Origin of the sequence: Bacillus sp. FSL K6-1012, assembly GCF_037964915.1 — a bacterium.
GTDB lineage: Bacteria > Bacillota > Bacilli > Bacillales > Bacillaceae > Bacillus > Bacillus halotolerans.
On sequence record NZ_CP150175.1, the window covers coordinates 3,918,858 to 3,939,537 of the forward strand.

Below are 20,680 nucleotides of genomic sequence, written 5' to 3' on the forward strand. Positions count from 1 at the left end.
AACAGAAAAACCCTTAAGAAAGGGTTTTTTGTTATAGGAATTTAGAAACTTTGTTTATTGGGATAAGGAATGATCTGCTTTCTGCTCATGCTTTCCGTACTTTTTATATGCGAATACACTGAGCACAAAACCGAGCACTGTAATGATGGCGCAAATCATTCCGACAGCTGCATACCCGTATCCCACATATACAGGTCCCATCAAAGCAGAACCTAATGTCACAGCCAAATTTGAGGCAAGGCTGTAAAACGCCATAATTTTCCCGCGATGACGCTCTGAGCAATCACTCAAAATGGTGCTGAGCAGCGTCACCGTCAAGCTTTGCATTAACCCCCAGATGAATAGACTGATGATTAACAGAGGCATTGATGCGGGCGCATACGCGATACAAGCCAGCAGAACGCTGATGACCGCCAGCGCAATGATCAGAGAGCGCATTTTTCCAATGCGGTCGGCAATCTTACCTGTAAAGACACTCATGGAAAACCCGATGCCATAAATCATAATAAATAAGCCGGCAGCCGTATTGCCTCCGGTAAAAACGTCCTGTAGGTAAGAGCCTAAAAACGAATACATACCGTAAAAACCAATCATATTGCACAAAGTGATTATGATATAAACGGGAACACGCGGCACTTTAAGCGCGTCTCGAAATGTCCCCGCCGGCTCGTCTTTTTCCTCCTGGACGGTGTTTTTATTATCGTTATGGCGGCGCATTTCAAATAGGACGAGCAAAACAACAAGTGCACCCATCAAGGCGAAAATCCAGAATGTCCATCTCCAATGTAAGACGCCGCCTATAAATGATCCGATCGGCACACCGAAAATCAGTGCAAGCGACCAGCTTGATACGATCAGACCCATCACTTTCCCCCGATATGTATACGGAACACGATCCCCGACAACTGCGTAAGCGGTCGGGACAAACGCACCTGCCGCCAACCCTGAAAGCGCACGGCCTAAAAAGAAGAAAAAAATATTTTGCGCCAAAGCGCATATCACGGTTCCTATAATAAAGATCACGAGTCCCAGCATTAAACTCAGTTCTCTCGAGTATTTATCCCCTAAAGGCACCAGCAGCGGGGCACCGATAAAGATCATGATCCCATATATACTGATAGATAGCGCAAGCACGCTGACATCTGAGTTGAAGGCATCTGCTAAATCAGGCAGCAGCGGTGAAATGACAAGCTCTTCAGATCCAGCCGCAAATACGCCCATTGTTAAAGCCAGCGCAAGAAATAGCGGAAAATGATGTTTTGATTTGATGTGATTGTTTTGTTTACTGTTCATTCTCCCTTAACACCTCTTCCGGAATCTTAAAATAAAGTTGAATTATAGTTTAGCATCCTTTATTTGCAATTTACAATTCGAACGAAAATAATTTTCTTTTTATTATTTGCATTCAAATACGAATAAGGGATTTCTTGTTTCAAATTTAAAATAAAACAAAAACATATCCTGGGATATGCTATAGTAATGCATTTGTTAAGGCGGGTCAGGTGATGAATCAAGGTTATTCACAGTTAGCCCGATTTCGGGAGGATTCATCCTTCAATTTACTGACTGGTCAACTTTGTTTATCATGCTGGCAGGGACCGGGTGTCTTATTTTTGTCACGGTTCTGACCGCATTGCCTGAATCACTGCCTGAAAGCTGATCACATGTCGGCACTTGCTTGGCGACCGGGCGTTTATGGGTTTTGCTTTCAGCCAGGCCTATATCGGGACCGGCATGTTTGCGTATATTTCCGGTTCGCCGTTTATCCTGCAAAACATTTACGGTGTGTCGGCTCAGATGTTCAGCATGCCGTTTGCCATCAACGGCGCTCGCCGGTGTAGCCGGGGAAGAAAACGCGCGGCCGATGGCGTTGAGTATATTCGGCTTTGATGTGCTCGCGATATTGTCCTATGTGTTTCTTGTCAGACGTAACGCGTAAAAAAGCTCTCCGGTCTCCCGGAGAGCTTCTTCTATTGCGCTTCTGTTTGCTCTTTTTTCAGCGGTTCATTTTGTAAGCGTTTCTTGACGCTCAGATGATAGTACGCATAGCAGAAAATAATGATTGGTACACCGCAGTACAAGCCGATTCTTTGATCTGGGATGAATATAAGGCTTATCAATACGCATCCGTATAATACAAACCCAAGAATCGGCACCAACGGATAAAGAGGGGTTCTGAATTCCAGGTCGTTCACGTTTCCGCCTTCAGCGAGGAACCGCCTGCGAAAGAAAAATTGCGAGGCGCAAATGGACATCCACGCGACAACTGTCACCATGCCAGAGATTGATATACACCACAAATACACGGTTTCTGCAGCCATGACGCTAGTCAGCAGCGAACAGCCGGAAATCCCAATCGTAATCAGCAGGGCATTGATCGGCACCCCTTTTTTGGTCAGTCTCGTTAAAAGGGCCGGGCCCATTTTGTTAGTTGAAAGCGACCACATCATACGCGAGGCTGCATATAAACCAGAATTGGCAACAGATAAAATGGCCGTTAATATGACAAAGTTCATCATATCAGCCGCAAATGGGATGCCGATTTGATCAAGCACCGCTACAAACGGACTCTCAATCACCCCAGCCGTTTCATACGGAAGAATGGCAACCAAGACAAACATAGCCAGCACAAAGAAAAACAGTGTTCGCCAGATGACATTTCGAATGGACTTTGGCAATGTCTTTTCCGGACTTTCACTCTCCCCTGCCGCAATTCCGACCAGCTCCGTCCCCTGAAATGAGAAATTGACCATAACCAGCGTAAACATAACAGCCAGCACGCCATTTGGAAACAGTCCTTTATCAGTCATGAAATGAGATAGAAAAGGCGTTTCCTGACCGCCTTTAAAATCAATCAAGCCAAACACGGCGCACCCGCCGATCACGATAAATAATATGATCGCTGTCACTTTGATGCTCGAAAACCAAAATTCCATTTCCGCAAAGCTTCGGACAGACAGCGCATTAATCAAAAAGATGATGACACCGAAAACGAGACACCATATCCAGATCGGCACGGAGGGCAGCCATCTTTGCATCAAAATGCCCGCTGACGTTAGCTCCAAGCCGACTGTATTCGCCCAGCTGAACCAATACAGCCATCCGATCATAAAACCTGTCGACGGCCCCAAAAACTTTGTGGCGTAGGCTTGAAACGATCCGGCCACCGGCATGGCGACAGCCAGCTCCCCTAAACAAAGCATGACCAGATACATTAAAAATCCGCCAATCATATAGGCGACAATGGCTCCGAGAGGACCCGCCTGGCTGATCGTAAAGCCGGAACCTAAAAACAGACCGGTGCCGATGACGCCGCCCAAGGCAATCATAAACAAATGCCGGCTTTTCATACTGCGCTGCAATTCATTTTTATGATCCTGCATCATCCTTCTCCCTTCGGCTCTTTTGTGCTGATATTCATCCGATAGCTTTGCAGAAGGTGAACAGTGGTCTGCTGTATCAGATCAGGCAATACATGAAATGTGTACGGCTTGTATACTCTTTCAGTCCATTTATGTCCGTCTTTTCCGTATACCCCCATGTTAATGGAAGGAATGTTCAGTTTCCGTATGTCTTTGAACGGAATGGTTCCAATCATCTCCCACCCCGGGAAGTTTCTGATAAAGGAATCAATTTCGTCATCGGTTTCATGCAGCGATAAAAAGCTGCCGTCTGCCAAGTAAGGAAAAAACTTTTTGAAAACAAAGGTTTCGCCTGTCGTTTCGGCGATTTTGTCCACCGCTTCTTTGATCACATGCTGCAATAGCTGGTCTCTTGTGCTTTCTTCTTTTAAATAGTTATGCGGTAAATAAGGAGGAGCATAAAACAGAATGACTTTTGCGCCCTGATCGGGATCAAGCTTTTGGAGTTCTTCAATTGCATGAAAACATCTCATGCGCAGTTCAAGGTGCTCATTGGCTTTGAATGCTTGCTCTATACACTGCTCAGGATCGACGCCGCGGCTTCTTAGCTTTTCCATGTATTGATCCAAACTGAAGACTTGAATATCCCAAGACAAATGTCTCTTCGGAAGATTTGTTCGTTTCAGATATTCTTCATAATACTCTGATAATTTTCGCTTTGTGTCCCGGCACGCCTCCTCAGCGACTTGGGTAAGCTGGTCCATGACTTCCTTTGCTGTTTTTTCATAAATAAAATAATTGAAATACAAATAGCTGCTGACGGCGGTTTGGACGTTATAGGATTCCTTGTTATCACGCTGGTACAAGCAGGATGGGGGCAGAACCAATTCGCCTTCAATCTTTTCTGCTAAATGAATATTGTTGTGGATGCGTCTTGTGATTTCAGAAGAAATGAGATTTGGATCGATGCCAGCAAGCGTGTCTCCGACATGCACTTCCCGGCCGGATATATAAAAGCAAGGCAGCAGCTTTCCCGCGGCTCCGGTATAAATATATCTGGTTGAATCACCATCGTACAGCGGCGTAATAAAATCGGTATTAATGGCAGCCAAATACTGAATCTGTTTTTCCTTTTTTAATCGGTTCAGCTCAGAAATACTGGCGAGAATACCGGCATGCTGACTTTCTTCATCCGGGTTTGCCATAAATAATAGATTTCCCGGCAATGCTTTGGGGTTCTCTGAAAAGTGCAGGAGATTGGACAAATGCACCGCGATGCCGCTTTGCATGTCGACAGAGCCTCTGCCGAACATCCACTCACCCGACTTGGCGTCCCGCTGAACGTCTTCATCAAAGTCATAGTTGGAGAAATACTCAGCCAATTTTCCAGAATCAAAAGCGATATCCTTAAGCGGGCCGAAATCTTCAATTCCCACCGTATCCAAGTGGGCGTGATAAATGACAGTATTCCGGCTTTCCCCGCTGCCTTCCACAAACGCAAAAATATTTTTCCGGTTGTACGGGTCAATAGGAATAGCCTGTTCCCATACATGGCAAGGATGTTCCTGAAAGTAAGGATAGCTCATGATGACTTCTTTGATAAAATCTGCTTTCGTCCCTTCGCCGATGGTGCCGTTTACACTGCTGAGGCTGACCAGAGACTTTGTCAGTGTCTCAACCCGTTCTGCCGGCGGCATGTGACTGATTTTTGTATAGAGCATACATCATCCCCCTCATCCAAACATGTAAATAGTGCGATCTAAAAACAATCGCACTATTTCGGTTTTCTCAATTAATACGCTTCGGACGTTGTTTTCGCCTGCATATGAAGAATTAAATAATCCGGACCTCCTGCTTTTGAGTCTGTTCCGGACATATTAAACCCGCCGAATGGCTGATAGCCGACAATAGCTCCGGTACAGCCTCTGTTAAAGTATAAGTTTCCGACATGAAAATCCTCGCGAGCCCGTTCAATGTGCGCACGGTTTTTCGTCAGCAGAGCGCCTGTCAGTCCGTATTCTGTGTTATTTGCAATCTCAAGCATATGGTCGAAATCACGCGCTTTGCAGATGGCAGCAACCGGACCGAAGATTTCTTCCTGCATGAGACGCGCATGTTCATCAACATCTGCAAAGATCGTCGGCTGAATAAAGTAGCCTTTTGAATCATCGCCTTCTCCGCCGGCCAAAAGCTTGCCTTCAGACTTGCCGATTTCAATATAGCTCATGACTTTATTGTAGGAAGCTTCATGAATCACAGGCCCCATATACGTATCAGGGTCTTCCGGACTTCCGACTGTCAGCGTTTTGGTCAGCGCAACTGCTTTTTCTACGACTTCATCATAGACATCCTGATGAATCACTGCACGGGAACCCGCTGAACATTTTTGCCCTGAGTACCCGAATGCGGAGTAAACGATAGAAGAGGCAGCAAGATCCAAATCAGCATCTTTGTCGACAAGCACTGTGTCTTTCCCGCCCATTTCAGCAATCACGCGTTTCAGCCATTTTTGGCCCGGCTGTACTTTTGCGGCACGCTCATAAATCCGGCAGCCGACCGCACGGGAGCCTGTAAATGATACAAATCTTGTTTTAGGGTGTTCTACTAAGAAATCACCAATTTCCGCTCCGTCTCCCGGAATGTAATTGAGAACGCCGTTTGGCAAACCCGCTTCCTCCATCACCTCGACAAATTTAGCAGCCACTACTGGCGCAGCATCTGCCGGCTTCAACAGGATCGTATTCCCCGTGACAATCGCAGCCGCAGCAGTCCCTGCCATAATGGCGAGCGGGAAATTAAATGGCGAAATGACAATGCCGACGCCAAGCGCTTCATAATGATATTGATTGTACTCGCCTGCCCGGCTCTTTACCGGAGCCCCGTCCTTCAGTTTTAAGATTTGGCGCGCGTAGTATTCTAAAAAGTCTATTGCTTCCGCTGTGTCAGCATCTGCTTCCTTCCACGGTTTTCCCGCTTCCTTTACAAGATAGCTTGAAAATTCATGCTTTCTTCTGCGCAAAATAGCCGCAGCTTTAAAAAGAATATTCGCACGGTGCTCCGGTCTTTGTTTTTTCCACGATTCAAATGCCTGTAACGCTGATTGCATCGCTTTTTCAGCAAGCTCTTGATTAGCCGTTGAGGCGTAGCCGATCACTTCTTCCTTATTGGCCGGATTAATCGAAGCAATTTTACGATCCGTTTCGATCTTTTCTCCATTAATGACAAGCGGATAATGCTTGCCGAGCTGAGTATTTACAAAGGCCAGTGATTCTTGAAAGGCTGTTTTATTCTTTGCTTCCTTAAAATCAGTGAATGGTTCGTGCGCATATGAAACGGTCATATGTAATCCCCCTCGTTATGTAATGTGTCTTCATACGAATATAAAAGCAAGATTCGTACCAATATTTCGTCTTTTCACAAAAAAACTTGTAGAATCGCAGAGAACTTTGTCAGAAATCTAAACATTTTCCCTTTTATGAGTATAAAGTGCAAAATCACTTTGCTATTTTTATGTCGTTCGCAAACAAAAACGCAAAATATTTTTGCAGGAGAAAGGGGGGATTATCCCCCCTAAACCCATCCGCGGAATTGAGACGCCTCTGCAGATTTTCTGATGCCCGTCATGTAAGCCGCCAAGCGCATATCGACTTTGTGTGCGGCCGCGGTCTGATAAATCGTTTCAAATGAATTGACCATCACGTTTCTCAGCTTTTCAGCAACCTCTTCTTCTGCCCAATAATATCCTTGGTTGTTTTGAACCCATTCAAAGTAAGAAACCGTTACGCCGCCGGCACTCGCCAGTATATCCGGCACCAGGAGTACGCCTTTTTCATTCAAAATCTTTGTCGCGTCGATTGTCGTCGGCCCGTTAGCCGCTTCGACCACAATTGAGGCCTTAATGTTATGGGCGTTTTTGGCTGTGATTTGATTTGAAATAGCCGCCGGCACTAAAATATCGCATTCTTGTTCGAGCAGCTCTTCATTTGTGATGACATCTGTAAATAAATTGGTGACCATTCCGAAACTGTCCCGCTTATCGAGCAAATAAGGAATATCGAGGCCATCCGGGTTGTACAGACCGCCGTGGGCATCCGAAATACCGATAACCTTGGCGCCGGCATCATGCATAAATTTAGCCAGAAAACTGCCGGCGTTCCCAAAGCCCTGTATGATGATGCGCGCGTTTTGCAGCTTGATTCCTTTTTTCTTAACCGCTTCTTCTATACAAATGGTTACGCCTTGAGCGGTTGCTGTTTCCCGGCCCTGTGAGCCGCCTAAAACGAGCGGTTTTCCTGTGATAAAACCCGGGGAATCGAATTCCCGAAGCCGGCTGTATTCGTCCATCATCCACGCCATAATTTGCGAATTGGTGTATACATCGGGAGCGGGAATATCCTTTGTCGGGCCGACTAACTGGCTGATGGCGCGGACATACCCCCTACTCAGCCGTTCCAATTCTCCAAACGACATCGTCCGCGGATCACAAATAATGCCGCCCTTTCCGCCGCCGTATGGCAAATTCGTGATCCCGCATTTGAGCGTCATCCAAATCGATAACGCCTTCACTTCCTCTTCATTCACCTCGGGATGAAAACGCACGCCCCCTTTTGTCGGGCCGACCGCGTCATTGTGCTGTGAACGATAGCCTGTAAACACTTTCACACTGCCGTTATCCATTTTCACCGGAATTCGTACAGTGAGCATTCTCATCGGTTCTTTCATTAATTCATACATTCCGCTCGGATAGCCCAATTTCCGCAGGGCTTCCTTTATGATCGCTTGCGTAGACAGAAATAAATTGAGAGCTTCTTTTTCTTCATCCTTTGTGATTTGTTTTTCTGACATGTTTTTTCACCTCATCATATTTTTATCTCCAGAAAAATGTAAGCGCTTTTAAAAAACTGTAATAGATCAATTCCTTTCTTGATTGGGTTCACCCTTATCTACATGCAAGATTCGTACCAGTTTTTTAACCATACAAAAAAAGAGGCTGATATCACACCAGCCCCTGATCATTTCTATTGATATTAACGAGGGTCGATAACCAGCTGTGTTTCAGCATAAAAACTGCCGATTCCCAGACCGTTTACCACATCGCCTTTAATCGTGTATGTGCCTGCACGCGGAAGCGTTTTGCGCACCATGACGAGATCGAATTCAGACGCCCCTAACAAATCAAGCGTAAGCGGGAGCCTGACCGTTTTTCCATCGTTTAAAATCTGTGTTTCTTTCAGTGTTCTTCCATTCACAGAATCTCTTGTTGTCGCGTGGAATCCGTCAGGAAATTGAAACTCGACTGCTCCCAGAGAAAGCACTGCGTTTGGTTTATAAGTTACTTCAATATCTGAAGTCGTCCATTCTTTTGTACTGTTTACGGTTTTTGCCTCAATTGATGCAGACTGTGCATGCGCTTGGCCTGAAGGAAGCAAGATTGATAGCAGGACAGCTGAACTGATGAAAAATGAAGATACGAATGAATTTCTTTTTAACATGACATTTCCTCCTCAAATCACGGTTGGAATTTGGCCAGAGCGTCCTCTGCAGAAAAAGCGTTTTACCGTAACTCGCGAATTACCATTTCTTTTTCTTAAAAGTTAATCTATCACCATTTTCCATGGAAGTAAATGTTTTTTCAGGAATATTAACACTTGGAATGATGTAATAAATTCATCCTATTTACACAAGATTCTAATAGACTATTTCTGATCCGTATCTAGTAAAATATGCGCCTTGTATCTCTATCTTTTGTCCTGATATCAAAACAGGACAAAAAAAGTCGAAGATGCCTGATGATCTTCGATGGATAACTGCTCTATGATTTATTTAAATTCGGTATTCCAGTTAAAACCGATTGTCTCATCATTCCATGGGATTCTTTTTTCATCGGGCTGATCAGGGTTATACGAGGTTGTCGTAAAATAGATAATTGTCAGCGGCGTTTCGCCCAGCACTCTGTATCCGTGAGCGACGCCTTTTGGAATCAATAACAGCATCGGGTTGTCTTCTCCCATATAATAGACATCGGTTTCTCCCTTTGTTTCTGAATCCTCCCGCAGGTCGTAAAGGACAACCTGAGCGTGGCCTGTCGGGAAGAACCAGAGATCGTCCTGCTTCTCGTGATAATGAAACGCTTTAATCACACCCGGATAGCTTTTGGACCAAGACGCCTGCCCAAAATGCTCAAGAAGGTTCTCATCATCGCGAACCAGTTCGGCAAAAAAACCTCTGTCATCACAATGCTTTGTCAGTTTCTTAACATTGACTCCTTCAATCACGCGCACTGCTCCTTTCCTGCAAAAATTCCCGTAAAGCTTCCCGCCAATGGCGCGGGCGTATGCCGGCTTCTTCAATGGCCCGGTGGCTCAGCACAGAGTAAGCCGGCCGGGGTGTCGGATTCCCGTATTCCTCTGTCGTCACGGGCGTAATCGTTGTGTTCAGCCCGCTTTCTTCCATAATGGCCTTTGCGAACTCATACCAGCTGCATATGCCTGAATTGCTGACATGGTAGATGCCCGGCGGATGACTGAACAGCTTGATGACCGCTTCCGCCAAATCCTTCGTATAGGTCGGCGAGCCGATTTGATCATTCACAACCCGCAGCTCTTGTTTTGTTTCTGCGAGCTTCAGCATCGTATGAACAAAATTGCTGCCGCTTTGTCCATACACCCACGATGTTCTGATGATCGTGCTGTCGGTTCTTGCTAACTGGATCAGCTCTTCTCCGAGTTTTTTACTTTTACCGTAGATGGTGTTTGGGTCAAGGTGGCCGTCTTCCCTGTATGGCTGGGTCCCCTTCCCGTCAAATACATAATCCGTGCTGATATGAACATATTGCGCTCCGATGCGGGATGACTCCAGCGCAGTGTAATAAGCGCCAACTCCGTTGATCAAGTAAGCTTTATCCAGCTCCGTCTCGCATTTGTCGACGGACGTAAACGCGGCGGTATTGACCACGATATCCGGCTGATAATGCCCGAACGAATGCCGTACAGAACGCTGATCGGCGATGTTCATCATCTGCTTTGTTAACGCAATGACCTCATATCCGGCTTGCTTCAGCTGGCGGCACAGCTCCAAGCCAAGCTGTCCGCCCGCACCGGTTACCAATACCTTTGTCAATCGGATCACCTTCTCATCGGTCATTGTCTGTATACCAGCGAATCGTGCGCGCAATGCCTTCTTCAAACGGCACTTCCTGCCGCCAGCCAAGCTCATTTTTCAGCTTTGACGCATTGATCGCGTAGCGCCTGTCATGCCCTTTTCGGTCTTCGACGTGAGCAAACAATTCCTCACAGCCCAAATGTTTCATGATGATACTCGCCAGCTCTTTATTCGTGCGTTCATTTCCGCCGCCGATATTATACACCTCACCGTCGGTTCCTTTTTCTAAAATAAGCTTGATGGCGCGGCAATGGTCCTCTGCAAAAAGCCAGTCTCTGATCTGAAGCCCGTCACCGTAGAGCGGAACCGGCAAGCCTTGTTTTGCATGGCGGATAATCGTTGGGATCATTTTTTCACTATGCTGATATGGGCCGTAATTGTTGCTGCAGCGTGTAATAATAGCCGGCAGTTTGTGTGTTTTCACATACGATAGAACAAGAAGGTCAGAGCTCGCTTTGCTCGCGGAATAAGGGTTGTTAGGAGAAAGCGGCGTTGCTTCCGTAAATGCGGGATCATTCGCTTCTAAATCCCCGTACACCTCGTCTGTTGAAATATGAATCAGCTTTTTGGCTTTTCCTTGCAAGACTGCCTCCGCCAGACGGTATGTGCCCATGACATTCGTTGTGATAAACGGCTCCGCTTGGGAGATGCTTCTGTCTACATGCGATTCCGCGGCGAAATGAATCACGGCGTCATAGGTCTCGTCAAACGCCCGGTCGATATCCTCCTGAATGCTGATATCCCCTTTTACAAACCGAAACCGGCTGTTTCCCTTTAGTTTTTCGATTTCCTGCGGGTGGCTGGCATACGTTAATTTATCTAGAACAGTAATGCGCGCATCCGTTTCCTTGAGCATGAGCTTTGTAAACGTGAGCCCTATGAACCCGGCCCCGCCTGTAATGAAATATGATTTTGCCATAGCTATTCGTCCTGTCCTTTCTGTAAAGCCTGATGTACCAGCCGGGAGGCGAGATAAAGCGATTCGTGTGTTCCTGCATCGACCCACCAGCCCGATAACACATCATACGTCAGCTTGCTGTTTTCAATGTATAAATTATTTACATCAGTGATTTCCAGCTCGCCGCGCTTCGATGGTGATATTTGTTCAATATACGAAAACACTTCTGCATCATACATGTAAATACCGGTTACACAAAGGTTGGTCGGCGGATGTGCAGGTTTTTCAATAATGGATCGAATGTGTTTGTTTTTCTCATCAATTTCAGCAATCCCAAAACGTTCTGGATCATCCACTTCTTTCAGAAGCACTTTCGCCCCTTTTCCCTGCTGTTGAAATCGCTCCGTATAAGGCTTTAATGAATCTTCGAATATATTATCACCTAATAATAAAATGAAAGGCTCCTTTCCGGTAAAGCGTTTTGCATATGATAACCCATCTGAAATTCCCGATGCGGCGGGCTGCACTTGATAAGTGACGGAGACGCCAAGCTCCTCCCCGCTTCCCAGCAGCTTATAAAACTGCGGCATGTGCTCTTTTTGGCTGATGAGTAAAATCTCTTTAATTCCGGCTTCCTCAAGCTTCATTATCGACCAGTAAATCATCGGATAAGGGCCTACAGGAAGCAAATGCTTGTTGACGGCTTTGGTTAAGGGCATAAGGCGTGAGCCGTTTCCTCCGGCTAAAATGACACCTTTCACATTAACACTTCCTTACGTGCATTTTTATATCTTATCATCAAGCAAATCATAAAGAATGGCTGATACCCGTTTCATTCCTTTTCCATCTACGAGCGGCCTTCCTCCCTCGTGCAGAGAAAGACGGAGAGGATAGCTGCTGAATATTTGTGACATATGATAAGCAAGCTTTTCAACGGATATATTCTCTCCCAGGCCAAGATCAAGAACGGCGCCATGTTCCGCAAATTTTGCAGCGGTTGCGGTTTGATGGGCAACCTGAGAAAGCACGAGGCACGGCACGCCGATACAGATCGCTTCATAAAGCGAGATGCCGCCGGCGACAATGGCTGCATCTGCTTGTTTCATAAACACAGCCATGTCATTTGTCTGCTCGATTAGTGCGTATTGGGGTTTGTTTTGAATCAATTTACGGACCGCCTCTTGATGCGGCGAAGCGCTGCCCATGATAAAAATCATTTTCTTGTCTTTCCTGTCCGGGAGCTGATCGGCCGCTGCTATCACTTTAAAAACAAGCTGCTTTGGATCGCTTCCTCCTAATGCAACAAGAATATTGCGGCAGTCTTCCTTAAGTGCGTAATCAGCTCTTGCGGCTTGAAAGGCAGGGTGGAGAATAAGATAATCCGGGCCTTCATAGACACGGGCGTTTCCCTGATCGTAAACCTTGCTTCTGACATCGCCGTAAATTCCGTTAATGACCGCATCACTTTGACCTATCGCTTTCTCATTTTTTTCTTCGAACAGAACGATTTTGGCATCTGTGCCTGCTTTTATTTTTGTTAATAAATCGACAGGTGCACCAAGGATATCGAATAAAAGCAGATCGAGCTTTTTATCGTTTATTTCCCGGAGAATACATTCATTTTGCTGAAGCCCCGGTTTTACGATGACCTGCCAGTACTCTTCTTGAAGAAATTGTTCAGACTCGTCATTTGTGTAAAACGTAATGGAACAGCGGTGTTTGAGTTCTTGCGCAAGCCTTTTCATTCGAACGACGTGCCCCATTCCTTTCTCGAACCCGCCGTCTGCGAATATCCCGATATGCATGCTACTCAACCTCTTTTTGCTTTGTCATACCGTTCATCGCCGCCAGATCAGGGTGCTGGTTCAGCAGGCTGATTAACTCTGCAGCCGAGACATCAGGGCGCTCGCCTGCTTTTTGATAGAGGGCTGAGACCAATTGATAATCTTCCTCCGTATCGACGGTCAACCGATATTGAGGAGCGCAGAGCTGTTCCGGAGCCTCTAAAAACTGCAAACGGTAAAGATGGGGATGTTTCCGGACATACAAGGTGACATGCTCTTGGTATTTATCCTCCAGCATTTTGATGCCGCTGATATCGAGCAAAAGCTTGGCGCTCACCGCTTCACCGCAAATGCCTAACGGCGTGTTCAGGATATACGTATAATCCGCACCTTGATCAAGATGAGCTGAAATCATCATATCGAGCAACTCTGGATCGACAAACGGATTATCCCCCGTTAAGCGGATGACGACTTCCGGTTTCGCAGCCTTTATGACTCGCGCAAATCTGTCGAGAACCCGTTCCTCACTGCCGCGGAAAACGCGAATGCCGTTCTTGATGCAGTGTGCCTCTAATACATCGTCGGCTTTTTTGTCAGATGTAGCGATGACAAGATTATCGCGCTCCTTTTGATAGAACGCGCTTTGCCGTACGCGCTGAACGAGAATATCGAGTAAATGCTCCGAACCAAGCGGACGCAGTACTTTTCCAGGAAGGCGTTCCGATCCCATTCTCGCCTGCACGATAAAAAGTATGTCATCCATGGGACGGGCTGTCCTTCGTTAAAATATCTTCCCACGTAATGCCTGTGTCTGCCGGGATGTCCCTTACCGCACGCACGCCGCCGGTCAATAGCTCAAAAAATCTCGGGTGCAGCCCCTGAGGCTTTTGTCCGGGGCGGAGCACGGCAATATTGTTTTCGCTGAAGGCATCCCCTTTTTGAATCGGAGCCGTTGTGAAAATTCCCCTATATGCAAATTTTCTGATCTCACCCTCAATGGCAGTTGTTGTTTTGTATGAACTGCCCAGCAGCTTTTCAGAAACTGGCTTCCTGATGCCTTGTTTCAGCTCGGCTTCCGTTTCCCTGATGGCCTTGACCATTTCCTTTAATTCATCCGGATTTAATGCAAATGAATGATCAGCCCCCGGCAGGTTTTTATCGATAGTAAAATGCTTTTCTATCAGTCTGGCGCCGAGCCGGACCGCGGCACATGGCGCTTCTGTCGGGTGCTCGCTATGATCCGAAAAACCGATGGGCGCATCCGGAAAAGCGGCGGCAAGCATCGGGATCACACTGAGGTTGCTGTATTCAGGCGGTGCAGGGTATTTCGCCACACAATGCATAATGGCAATTTCGTGGTTGCCCTCTGCTCTGATGGTGCGCCAAGCCTCATGAATATCAGCAATTTCCGCTCCGGCTGTCGAAAAAATCATCGGCCTGTTCATGCGGGCGACGTACTTGAGCAGCGGGAGATGGTTAATTTCATAGGATGCGATTTTAAAAGCACTTGGAGAAGTGGAAAGCAGCAGATCAGCTGATCCTTCATCACACACCGTGCTTAAAAAAATCACCTGTTTCTTGCGACAGTAGTCCAAAAGCGGATCAATCCACTCCGCGGGGAATTCCATGGACTGAACAAGAGAAAAAATTGATACATCATTGCCCGCAGCCGTTTTGTATAATCCAGGATCTTTCTGATACATCTTATCAGCCTGGAACATTTGAAATTTAACGGCATCTGCACCCGCTTCCGCCGCGGCATCAATCAGTGCAAAGGCCTGATCCAATTTTCCGTCATGATTAATTCCTGCCTCGGCAATAATAAAAACGGGAGCATCTTTGCCGACAGTTTTGTTTGCGATCTGAAAACCCGCCATTATTTCGCCTCCTTGCCCGGCCAAATGTGGTAATAGTAATATGATTGAACAGCGGTGAAGCCCATTCTTTCATATAGGCGGATCGCTCTTACATTATGAAGCTGCGTCCCCGCTGTTACCGTTTTATGCTTCAGCGTCTCTGGTTGTTCTATGAGATGCGCCAATAAATGAAACGCGATACGCTTGCCTTCATACCCCGGCTTCACAGCCATCAAATCAAGCACATACTCATCACCTTTTGATAAACCTTGCAGGTAGCCGATTATTTCCCCATTATATTTAGCGGCAATATTGATATCCGCTCTCCCCATCAGATTGTTTCGTGTCCACTCTTGAAAGATTTTGTCCGCTGCCTCACGGCTGAGATAAGGATCGTGAAAATATCTGCTTTTCGTAAATGCGTCGCTGGCTAACTGGCAAATCTCTTCGGTGTCTCCAGGCTCAGGCTGAACCAGTTCAAAAAATGGCGGCGTTTTTTCATATATAGACGGGGTCTTCGCCAGTTTAAGCAAACTGCCGACAAAATAAGATGACGGCTGCTGCTGAATGACATGTACTGCTCCGATATCCTCTGCCGGTACACGCACAAACACAAAATCCGTTTCATCCGTTTGCCGAACAGAATAAAAGGCCTGAAATAGCCGTTTCAGCTGTCCTGTGCTGTTAGCCGCGAGAAGCTTTACATTCATGGCTTTTTTCTGAAGCATTTTGCTTTCCCAAAGGGCGTCTTCATACAGCATCACGCCTTGAAGCTGGCTGTTTTCAAATAGGCCGAGCGAAAATTGATACGACCCGTCAAGTGTCATCTGTTTGCTTTGGAAAAATTCCATGATCGCCTCTTTGGAAACATTCTCTTTTATCGTGTACACCTAACCAGCCCCTTTTGCGATGTCCCGCACGGCCTCTATCACGTCGTTGACATCTTCGTCAGACATTGATGGATACAGCGGGAGTGACAGGGTGCGTTTGTAATACTTCATGGCGAGCGGGTAGTCTGTTTCCTTAAATCCGAATTCCTTTTGATAATACGGATGAATATGCACTGGGATAAAATGAACACTGGTCCCGATATTGTATTCATCCTTTAGAGCCGTAATCATTTCATCCCGAGTGACGCCGGCCTGTTTTTCATCAACTTGCAGGACATATAAATGCCAGGCATGCCGTCCTTCGTTGTGAACAAACGGCGTGATCAGCCCCGGGATTTGCTGAAAAGCGGCTTGATACTGACCTGCAATCTCTTCTCTCCGTTTTTGCATGTCATCCAGCCGTTTCAGCTGATGAAGCCCGAGCGCCGCCTGCAGATCAAACATGTTCATTTTGTAGCCGGGCGACTCGACCTCATAGTACCAGCTGCCATTTGAAGAATAACGGTTCCACGCGCCTTTGCTCATGCCGTGAAGGCTCAGAACCCTGATTTTGTCGGCAAGCTCCTCATCATCCGTCGTCAGCATGCCGCCTTCCCCTGTCGCCAGGTTTTTGGTCGCGTAGAAGCTGAATGCTGTCGCATCCCCGATGGAGCCGATCATTCTCTGCTTATAAGTGGTGTATACTGCGTGCGCCGCATCCTCGAGCACAAATAGACCGTGCGTTTGGGCAATGGCTAAAATTGCGTCCATGTCACAGGACTGCCCCCCAAAGTGGACGGGTACAACGGCTTTCGTCCGCGGTGTGACCGCCGTCTCAAGCTTTTTCGGATCAATGTTAAGCGTCTTTTCATCTATATCCGCAAACACCGGCGTTGCTCCGGTATGAATAATCGTATTGGCGGTTGAGCTGAACGTCAGTGGAGAGGTTATGACTTCATCACCCAGTCCGACCCCTTTTGCTTTTAAAGCCAAAAATAAAGCAGCGGTACATGAATTCAGCGCCACGGCGTGCTTGGCTCCGACAAACGCGGCAAACTCTTTTTCAAACTGCTGAACCTTCGGGCCTTTGGAAAGCCATCCGGATTCAAGCGTTTCTGTGACCTCCTGAATTTCTTCCTTTCCGATCAGCGGCAAGGAATAAGGAAGAAAATGATTTCTCTTTTGCACCATTTCTTTGCGCTCCTATCGTTTTATTCAGAATGATCCCGCCTGTAATCAACTCCTGTTTTTGCTTTCAGTTCCGAAAACAAGGCGAGCGTCGACTCAGTAACCGGGTAATTGGAAGCCGTAAATGACAGACGCGCCGCTTCTGCCTTCTGATACATGGCGGGATTTTGAAGAACCTCAATCAGGGTGCGCGCTAATTCCTCCGGTTTTTCAAATATAAAATCGCCAAGAGACTCGTAATACGGATACGTGCGGTTTCCGGTCGATTTCCCGATCAGTGCGGGCTTTTGAAACAGCATGGCCTCAAGGCCCACCGTTGAGGTTTGTGTCACAGCGGCGTCAGCATACGCCAGAATATCGTACAGATCCATCTCTTTTTTGATGACTCTGCATGCTTTATGTTTTTTTGCCGCCGCATGATACAGATCCAGCTTGTTTTTTCCGATTTCCCATGGATGAGGTTTAATGATGATTTGCAGCTGTTTTTGCGTGGTAAGCTCCGCTAACACACTTGAATAAAATTCCTCGGAAAAGGGCTGTGTCGCGATCAAAACGATTTTTTTAGACGGGTGAAAGGCCAGCTTTCGATAAAATACTGACATGTCAATAGATGTCCTGTTAAAAATTTCGTCAAAGCGGGGATGTCCCGTTATGAGAATCTGTTCTGGTTTGCAGCCTTTTTGCTGATACCAACCAGCTTCATATGCGCCAAAAACAGCCTGATAGGTTGTAAAAACGGGCAAGAAGGCTTCATCACCCATCAGCGCTCCATGCTGAAGGCAGATGCTCACGGCCCCTCTCCTTTCGCACATAAGAGCGAGCACCCTGCTGTAAATGTCTTCTGTCGTTCCTACAACAACGGCAGAAATGTTCTCTTTCTTGAATAAAGCATCTACTGTGTCAATGGCTTCCATGAACAAAGGAATATCCTTGAAAAGCCGTTCACGAAATGCTTGATCACCGAATGCCGGGTGGTCATCATAAGCCGAAAGAATCGAAAAAGCCTTTTCAAGATACGGCTTCGGATCGCCTTTTTCACATGAAGCAGCCACTTCAGGCTTGCTGATCACAGGCAAATCGCAATAATTCGGCATACTCCATCTTGCCAAAACAGCTGTTTTCTCAGGATCAAATTGGTAGTAATTAGCGTTTACAAAACGAAGGTGATCAAAATGCAAGATCACTTTTCCCTTAACAGGCGCGTCATTTGTTTTGGCAATGCTCTGTTTTTTCTCTTCAAAAAACGTCTGAATCTGGCCTTCATCGATATGCTGATCCGCAGGCCCGAATAATTCCGGTTCTTCTTCCATCATCACTCTCAGCTCAGGGCTGATGTATTGGTAAAAATTACTGATAAGCCCGAGCGGAATCCCCTTGTAGCGAAGCCTGTCAAAAAGCTCCGCATACTTCCGGTACAACACCCAATAATTGCTTAAATAGGCCGACAAACTCTCACCCCATTCCAAGCTTTTTTAATGATTCACGCAGTTCGCGGCAGTTGCGCTGCGGAGGAAGATTCCGAACGAACTCGTTTTTTTCTGACTCAAACAGCTGAAAATGAATGGATTGGTCTGTAATATAGTTCAGATCAAGCTCCTCGGCCAGCGGGTAAAACGGATAAAAATGATTGACTCTCCAAAAGAACCGGGCATCACCGATCCGATAAAACGCCGGGCTTTCATCCCAATAAGAGCCAAACGCCTCCTTCACCTTCTCAAGCACCGAATACCTGTGCATCACCGAGCAATGGTCAATTGCGCACGGAGCGTTCCACGTTACTTGACTGGCGGGCCTGACAGTTTCTTTTATAATGTCTCGATTCTGGTTTAAATGATAGGTTTTCGAGCTTGAGTAGATCACAGCCTTTTCCGGGTGATCATCGAGTTCACGCACCATCTTTAACAGCCGATCCGGCATATAGATGTTGTCATCCGTCGCATAGGTGATATATTCACCCTCTGCCATCTCAATCGCTTGATTGATCAGGGCCGCGTATCTCGTTTTTTCCGTTCTTTCCTTCACTCCAGATACATCGCTTTGATAGAAATGCACACGGTTATCATTCAAAAAGGGACGGATTTCATCCAGCGTCTCTTCATTTGAGTTGTCATCCATAATAAACAATTCAAAATCAGAAAAAGTTTGTGAGAGTATGCTTGAAATGGACTTTGCCACATAATCGCTTTTGTTATAGCTCGTCATGATCACTGAAACTTTCGGCAAATCCTACACCTCCTTCTTGAATTTTCACACCTGAAACTAACGTTATCTTATGTTGCTTAAGCGCAAGTTGCGCTAGGAATACAGACTAATATGCGAAAAGATTGTGTACGTCCATTGAAAAAACAGTGATCGGCCAGAGAAATCGGCACGCTCACTGTTCTTTTTTTCAGCATATTCCAAGCTTTGGCCTCATAAGGTGAAAGAGATAAAAATCGCAATAGCGACTAAGATCGTTTGTCATCGGAGGTGAGTCATCTCGGATCGTTTATTTATACATCCGGAACATGTTCTGAATGGTTTTCATAAAAAGGAGGAACGATATGAAACCGAAAAAAAATCAATATCAGCAAATGCAGGGATATGATATGCAGGGGTATTCGCCTCAATTCGGCCCAAATCCGTACCCGCAGCCGCAAGGGCAAGGCCCGCAAATGCAAGGCCCGCAAATGCAGACTATGGGACAAATGCAGCAAATGCCCATGCAGCAGGGGCAGCAAGGCTTCGGATTCCCCACTCAGCAGCAAGGCCAGGGCGGCGGGTTTCAAATTCCATCGGGGCCGACGCCATCGGGCGGCCAAAACATTCCCGGCATGCTGCCTGTCGAGGAATCATATATCGAGAATATACTGCGCCTGAACAGGGGAAAAACGGCTACCATCTATATGACATTTGAAAACAGCAAAGAGTGGGGATCAAAGATTTTTCGCGGCGTCATCGAGGCTGCGGGCCGGGATCACATTATTATCAGCGATCCAAAGACAGGAACCCGCTATCTTCTGCTGACGATCTATCTTGATTACGTTACCTTTGATGAAGAAATTGCATATACGTACCCATACTCGATGTCATCCTATTCGCCAAGATAAAGAAAAAAAGCCAATCTCTCATATCATGAGGATTGGCTTTTTTCTTTATAGATATTTGACGGCTGCGACAACGATCATGATCCAAGAAATAATGAACGCCACACCGCCAAGCGGCGTGATTGCCCCGAGAATGGAAATTTGCGTCACACTGAGGATGTATAAGCTTCCGGAAAACAGTACAATCCCCGCAAACATCAGCCAGCCGGCTGTTGTGACGCTGCCGATGCCAGACAGTTTATCCGCAAGAAACGCGACAACAAAAAGCCCCAGCGCGTGATACATATGATACTGCACGCCTGTGTGCCAAACCTGAAGATATTTATCAGGAATTTTCCCTTCTAATCCGTGTGCGCCAAATGCCCCGAGGCCCACGGCAAGCATGGCATTAATAGCGCCTAATATAATAAATACTTTCATCTATTCTCTCCCGCCTTTTCGTTAAACTCATATCAATTATCATATCGCACCTGTAT

19 protein-coding genes and 1 pseudogene are annotated in these 20,680 nt (G+C 46.5%); 2 read left to right on the forward strand and 18 right to left on the reverse strand.

The features are described 5' to 3' along the window. Positions 1-54: 54 nt before the first annotated feature. Complete coding sequence (locus NSS75_RS20325) at positions 55-1,293, reverse strand: MFS transporter (protein WP_103671848.1); 1,239 nt, start codon at positions 1,291-1,293, stop codon at positions 55-57. Positions 1,294-1,525: 232 nt separating this feature from the next. Between NSS75_RS20325 and NSS75_RS20330 the strand changes: the two are divergent. Next, positions 1,526-1,939, forward strand: a pseudogene (locus tag NSS75_RS20330) (MFS transporter); the annotation flags it as partial. A gap of 31 nt (positions 1,940-1,970) precedes the next feature. Here NSS75_RS20330 and NSS75_RS20335 read toward each other — a convergent pair. The 16 genes from NSS75_RS20335 to spsA all read right to left on the reverse strand — a co-directional run bounded on the left by NSS75_RS20335 (position 1,971) and on the right by spsA (position 19,341). Further along, a complete protein-coding gene (locus NSS75_RS20335; RefSeq protein ID WP_106021905.1) occupies positions 1,971-3,383 on the reverse strand; it encodes an amino acid permease in 1,413 nt (470 codons plus the stop codon). Next, the gene (locus NSS75_RS20340; protein WP_339234701.1) at positions 3,383-5,083 is read right to left on the reverse strand and encodes a M20/M25/M40 family metallo-hydrolase; all 1,701 of its coding nucleotides are present in this window, start codon (positions 5,081-5,083) and stop codon (positions 3,383-3,385) included. Before NSS75_RS20340 ends, NSS75_RS20335 begins: the two co-directional genes overlap by 1 nt. 71 nt (positions 5,084-5,154) lie before the next feature. Beyond that, positions 5,155-6,702, reverse strand: a complete 1,548-nt coding sequence (gene pruA / locus NSS75_RS20345; RefSeq protein WP_213418107.1) for an L-glutamate gamma-semialdehyde dehydrogenase — start codon at positions 6,700-6,702, stop codon at positions 5,155-5,157. Between the two features lie 230 nt (positions 6,703-6,932). Continuing rightward, positions 6,933-8,207: a glutamate dehydrogenase gene (gene rocG / locus NSS75_RS20350; protein WP_024123255.1), complete on the reverse strand. Its 1,275-nt coding sequence runs from the start codon at positions 8,205-8,207 to the stop codon at positions 6,933-6,935. A 182-nt stretch (positions 8,208-8,389) separates the two neighbouring features. After that, positions 8,390-8,854 carry a biofilm surface layer hydrophobin BslB gene (gene bslB / locus NSS75_RS20355; protein ID WP_024123256.1) on the reverse strand — a complete coding sequence of 155 codons (465 nt, stop codon included), beginning with the start codon at positions 8,852-8,854 and terminating at the stop codon, positions 8,390-8,392. 327 nt (positions 8,855-9,181) lie between these two features. Further along, positions 9,182-9,637 carry a dTDP-4-dehydrorhamnose 3,5-epimerase family protein gene (locus NSS75_RS20360; protein WP_339234708.1) on the reverse strand — a complete coding sequence of 152 codons (456 nt, stop codon included), beginning with the start codon at positions 9,635-9,637 and terminating at the stop codon, positions 9,182-9,184. Then, entirely contained in the window at positions 9,630-10,481 is an 852-nt protein-coding gene (gene rfbD / locus NSS75_RS20365; protein ID WP_095712760.1) for a dTDP-4-dehydrorhamnose reductase, read from the reverse strand. The genes NSS75_RS20360 and rfbD overlap by 8 nt, the downstream gene beginning before the upstream one ends. Before the next feature lie 13 nt (positions 10,482-10,494). Next, entirely contained in the window at positions 10,495-11,442 is a 948-nt protein-coding gene (gene rfbB, locus NSS75_RS20370) for a dTDP-glucose 4,6-dehydratase (protein WP_095712759.1), read from the reverse strand. 2 nt (positions 11,443-11,444) lie between these two features. Further along, entirely contained in the window at positions 11,445-12,182 is a 738-nt protein-coding gene (locus NSS75_RS20375; RefSeq protein ID WP_059292292.1) for a sugar phosphate nucleotidyltransferase, read from the reverse strand. A 24-nt stretch (positions 12,183-12,206) separates the two neighbouring features. Further along, a complete protein-coding gene (locus tag NSS75_RS20380; RefSeq protein ID WP_106019750.1) occupies positions 12,207-13,226 on the reverse strand; it encodes a glycosyltransferase in 1,020 nt (339 codons plus the stop codon). A gap of 1 nt (position 13,227) precedes the next feature. Further along, entirely contained in the window at positions 13,228-13,968 is a 741-nt protein-coding gene (locus tag NSS75_RS20385) for an NTP transferase domain-containing protein (protein ID WP_024123261.1), read from the reverse strand. After that, on the reverse strand, positions 13,961-15,082 hold the full coding sequence (locus NSS75_RS20390; protein ID WP_213418108.1) for an N-acetylneuraminate synthase family protein: 1,122 nt from the start codon (positions 15,080-15,082) through the stop codon (positions 13,961-13,963). The genes NSS75_RS20385 and NSS75_RS20390 overlap by 8 nt, the downstream gene beginning before the upstream one ends. Beyond that, the gene (locus NSS75_RS20395; RefSeq protein WP_339234715.1) at positions 15,082-15,951 is read right to left on the reverse strand and encodes a GNAT family N-acetyltransferase; all 870 of its coding nucleotides are present in this window, start codon (positions 15,949-15,951) and stop codon (positions 15,082-15,084) included. The genes NSS75_RS20390 and NSS75_RS20395 overlap by 1 nt, the downstream gene beginning before the upstream one ends. Continuing rightward, entirely contained in the window at positions 15,952-17,121 is a 1,170-nt protein-coding gene (locus NSS75_RS20400; protein ID WP_024123264.1) for a DegT/DnrJ/EryC1/StrS family aminotransferase, read from the reverse strand. It lies immediately after the preceding gene. A 20-nt stretch (positions 17,122-17,141) separates the two neighbouring features. Next, on the reverse strand, positions 17,142-18,566 hold the full coding sequence (locus NSS75_RS20405; protein ID WP_326366001.1) for a CDP-glycerol glycerophosphotransferase family protein: 1,425 nt from the start codon (positions 18,564-18,566) through the stop codon (positions 17,142-17,144). A gap of 4 nt (positions 18,567-18,570) precedes the next feature. After that, the gene (gene spsA / locus NSS75_RS20410) at positions 18,571-19,341 is read right to left on the reverse strand and encodes a spore coat dTDP-glycosyltransferase SpsA (protein ID WP_188323361.1); all 771 of its coding nucleotides are present in this window, start codon (positions 19,339-19,341) and stop codon (positions 18,571-18,573) included. Between the two features lie 320 nt (positions 19,342-19,661). Here spsA and gerQ point away from each other — a divergent pair, with 320 nt between their 5' ends. Beyond that, a complete protein-coding gene (gene gerQ, locus NSS75_RS20415) occupies positions 19,662-20,207 on the forward strand; it encodes a spore coat protein GerQ (RefSeq protein ID WP_024123267.1) in 546 nt (181 codons plus the stop codon). 45 nt (positions 20,208-20,252) lie between these two features. On the opposite strand, the gene NSS75_RS20420 is transcribed toward gerQ, so the two are convergent. Further along, positions 20,253-20,624: a DUF423 domain-containing protein gene (locus NSS75_RS20420; RefSeq protein ID WP_010332332.1), complete on the reverse strand. Its 372-nt coding sequence runs from the start codon at positions 20,622-20,624 to the stop codon at positions 20,253-20,255. Positions 20,625-20,680: the final 56 nt, after the last annotated feature.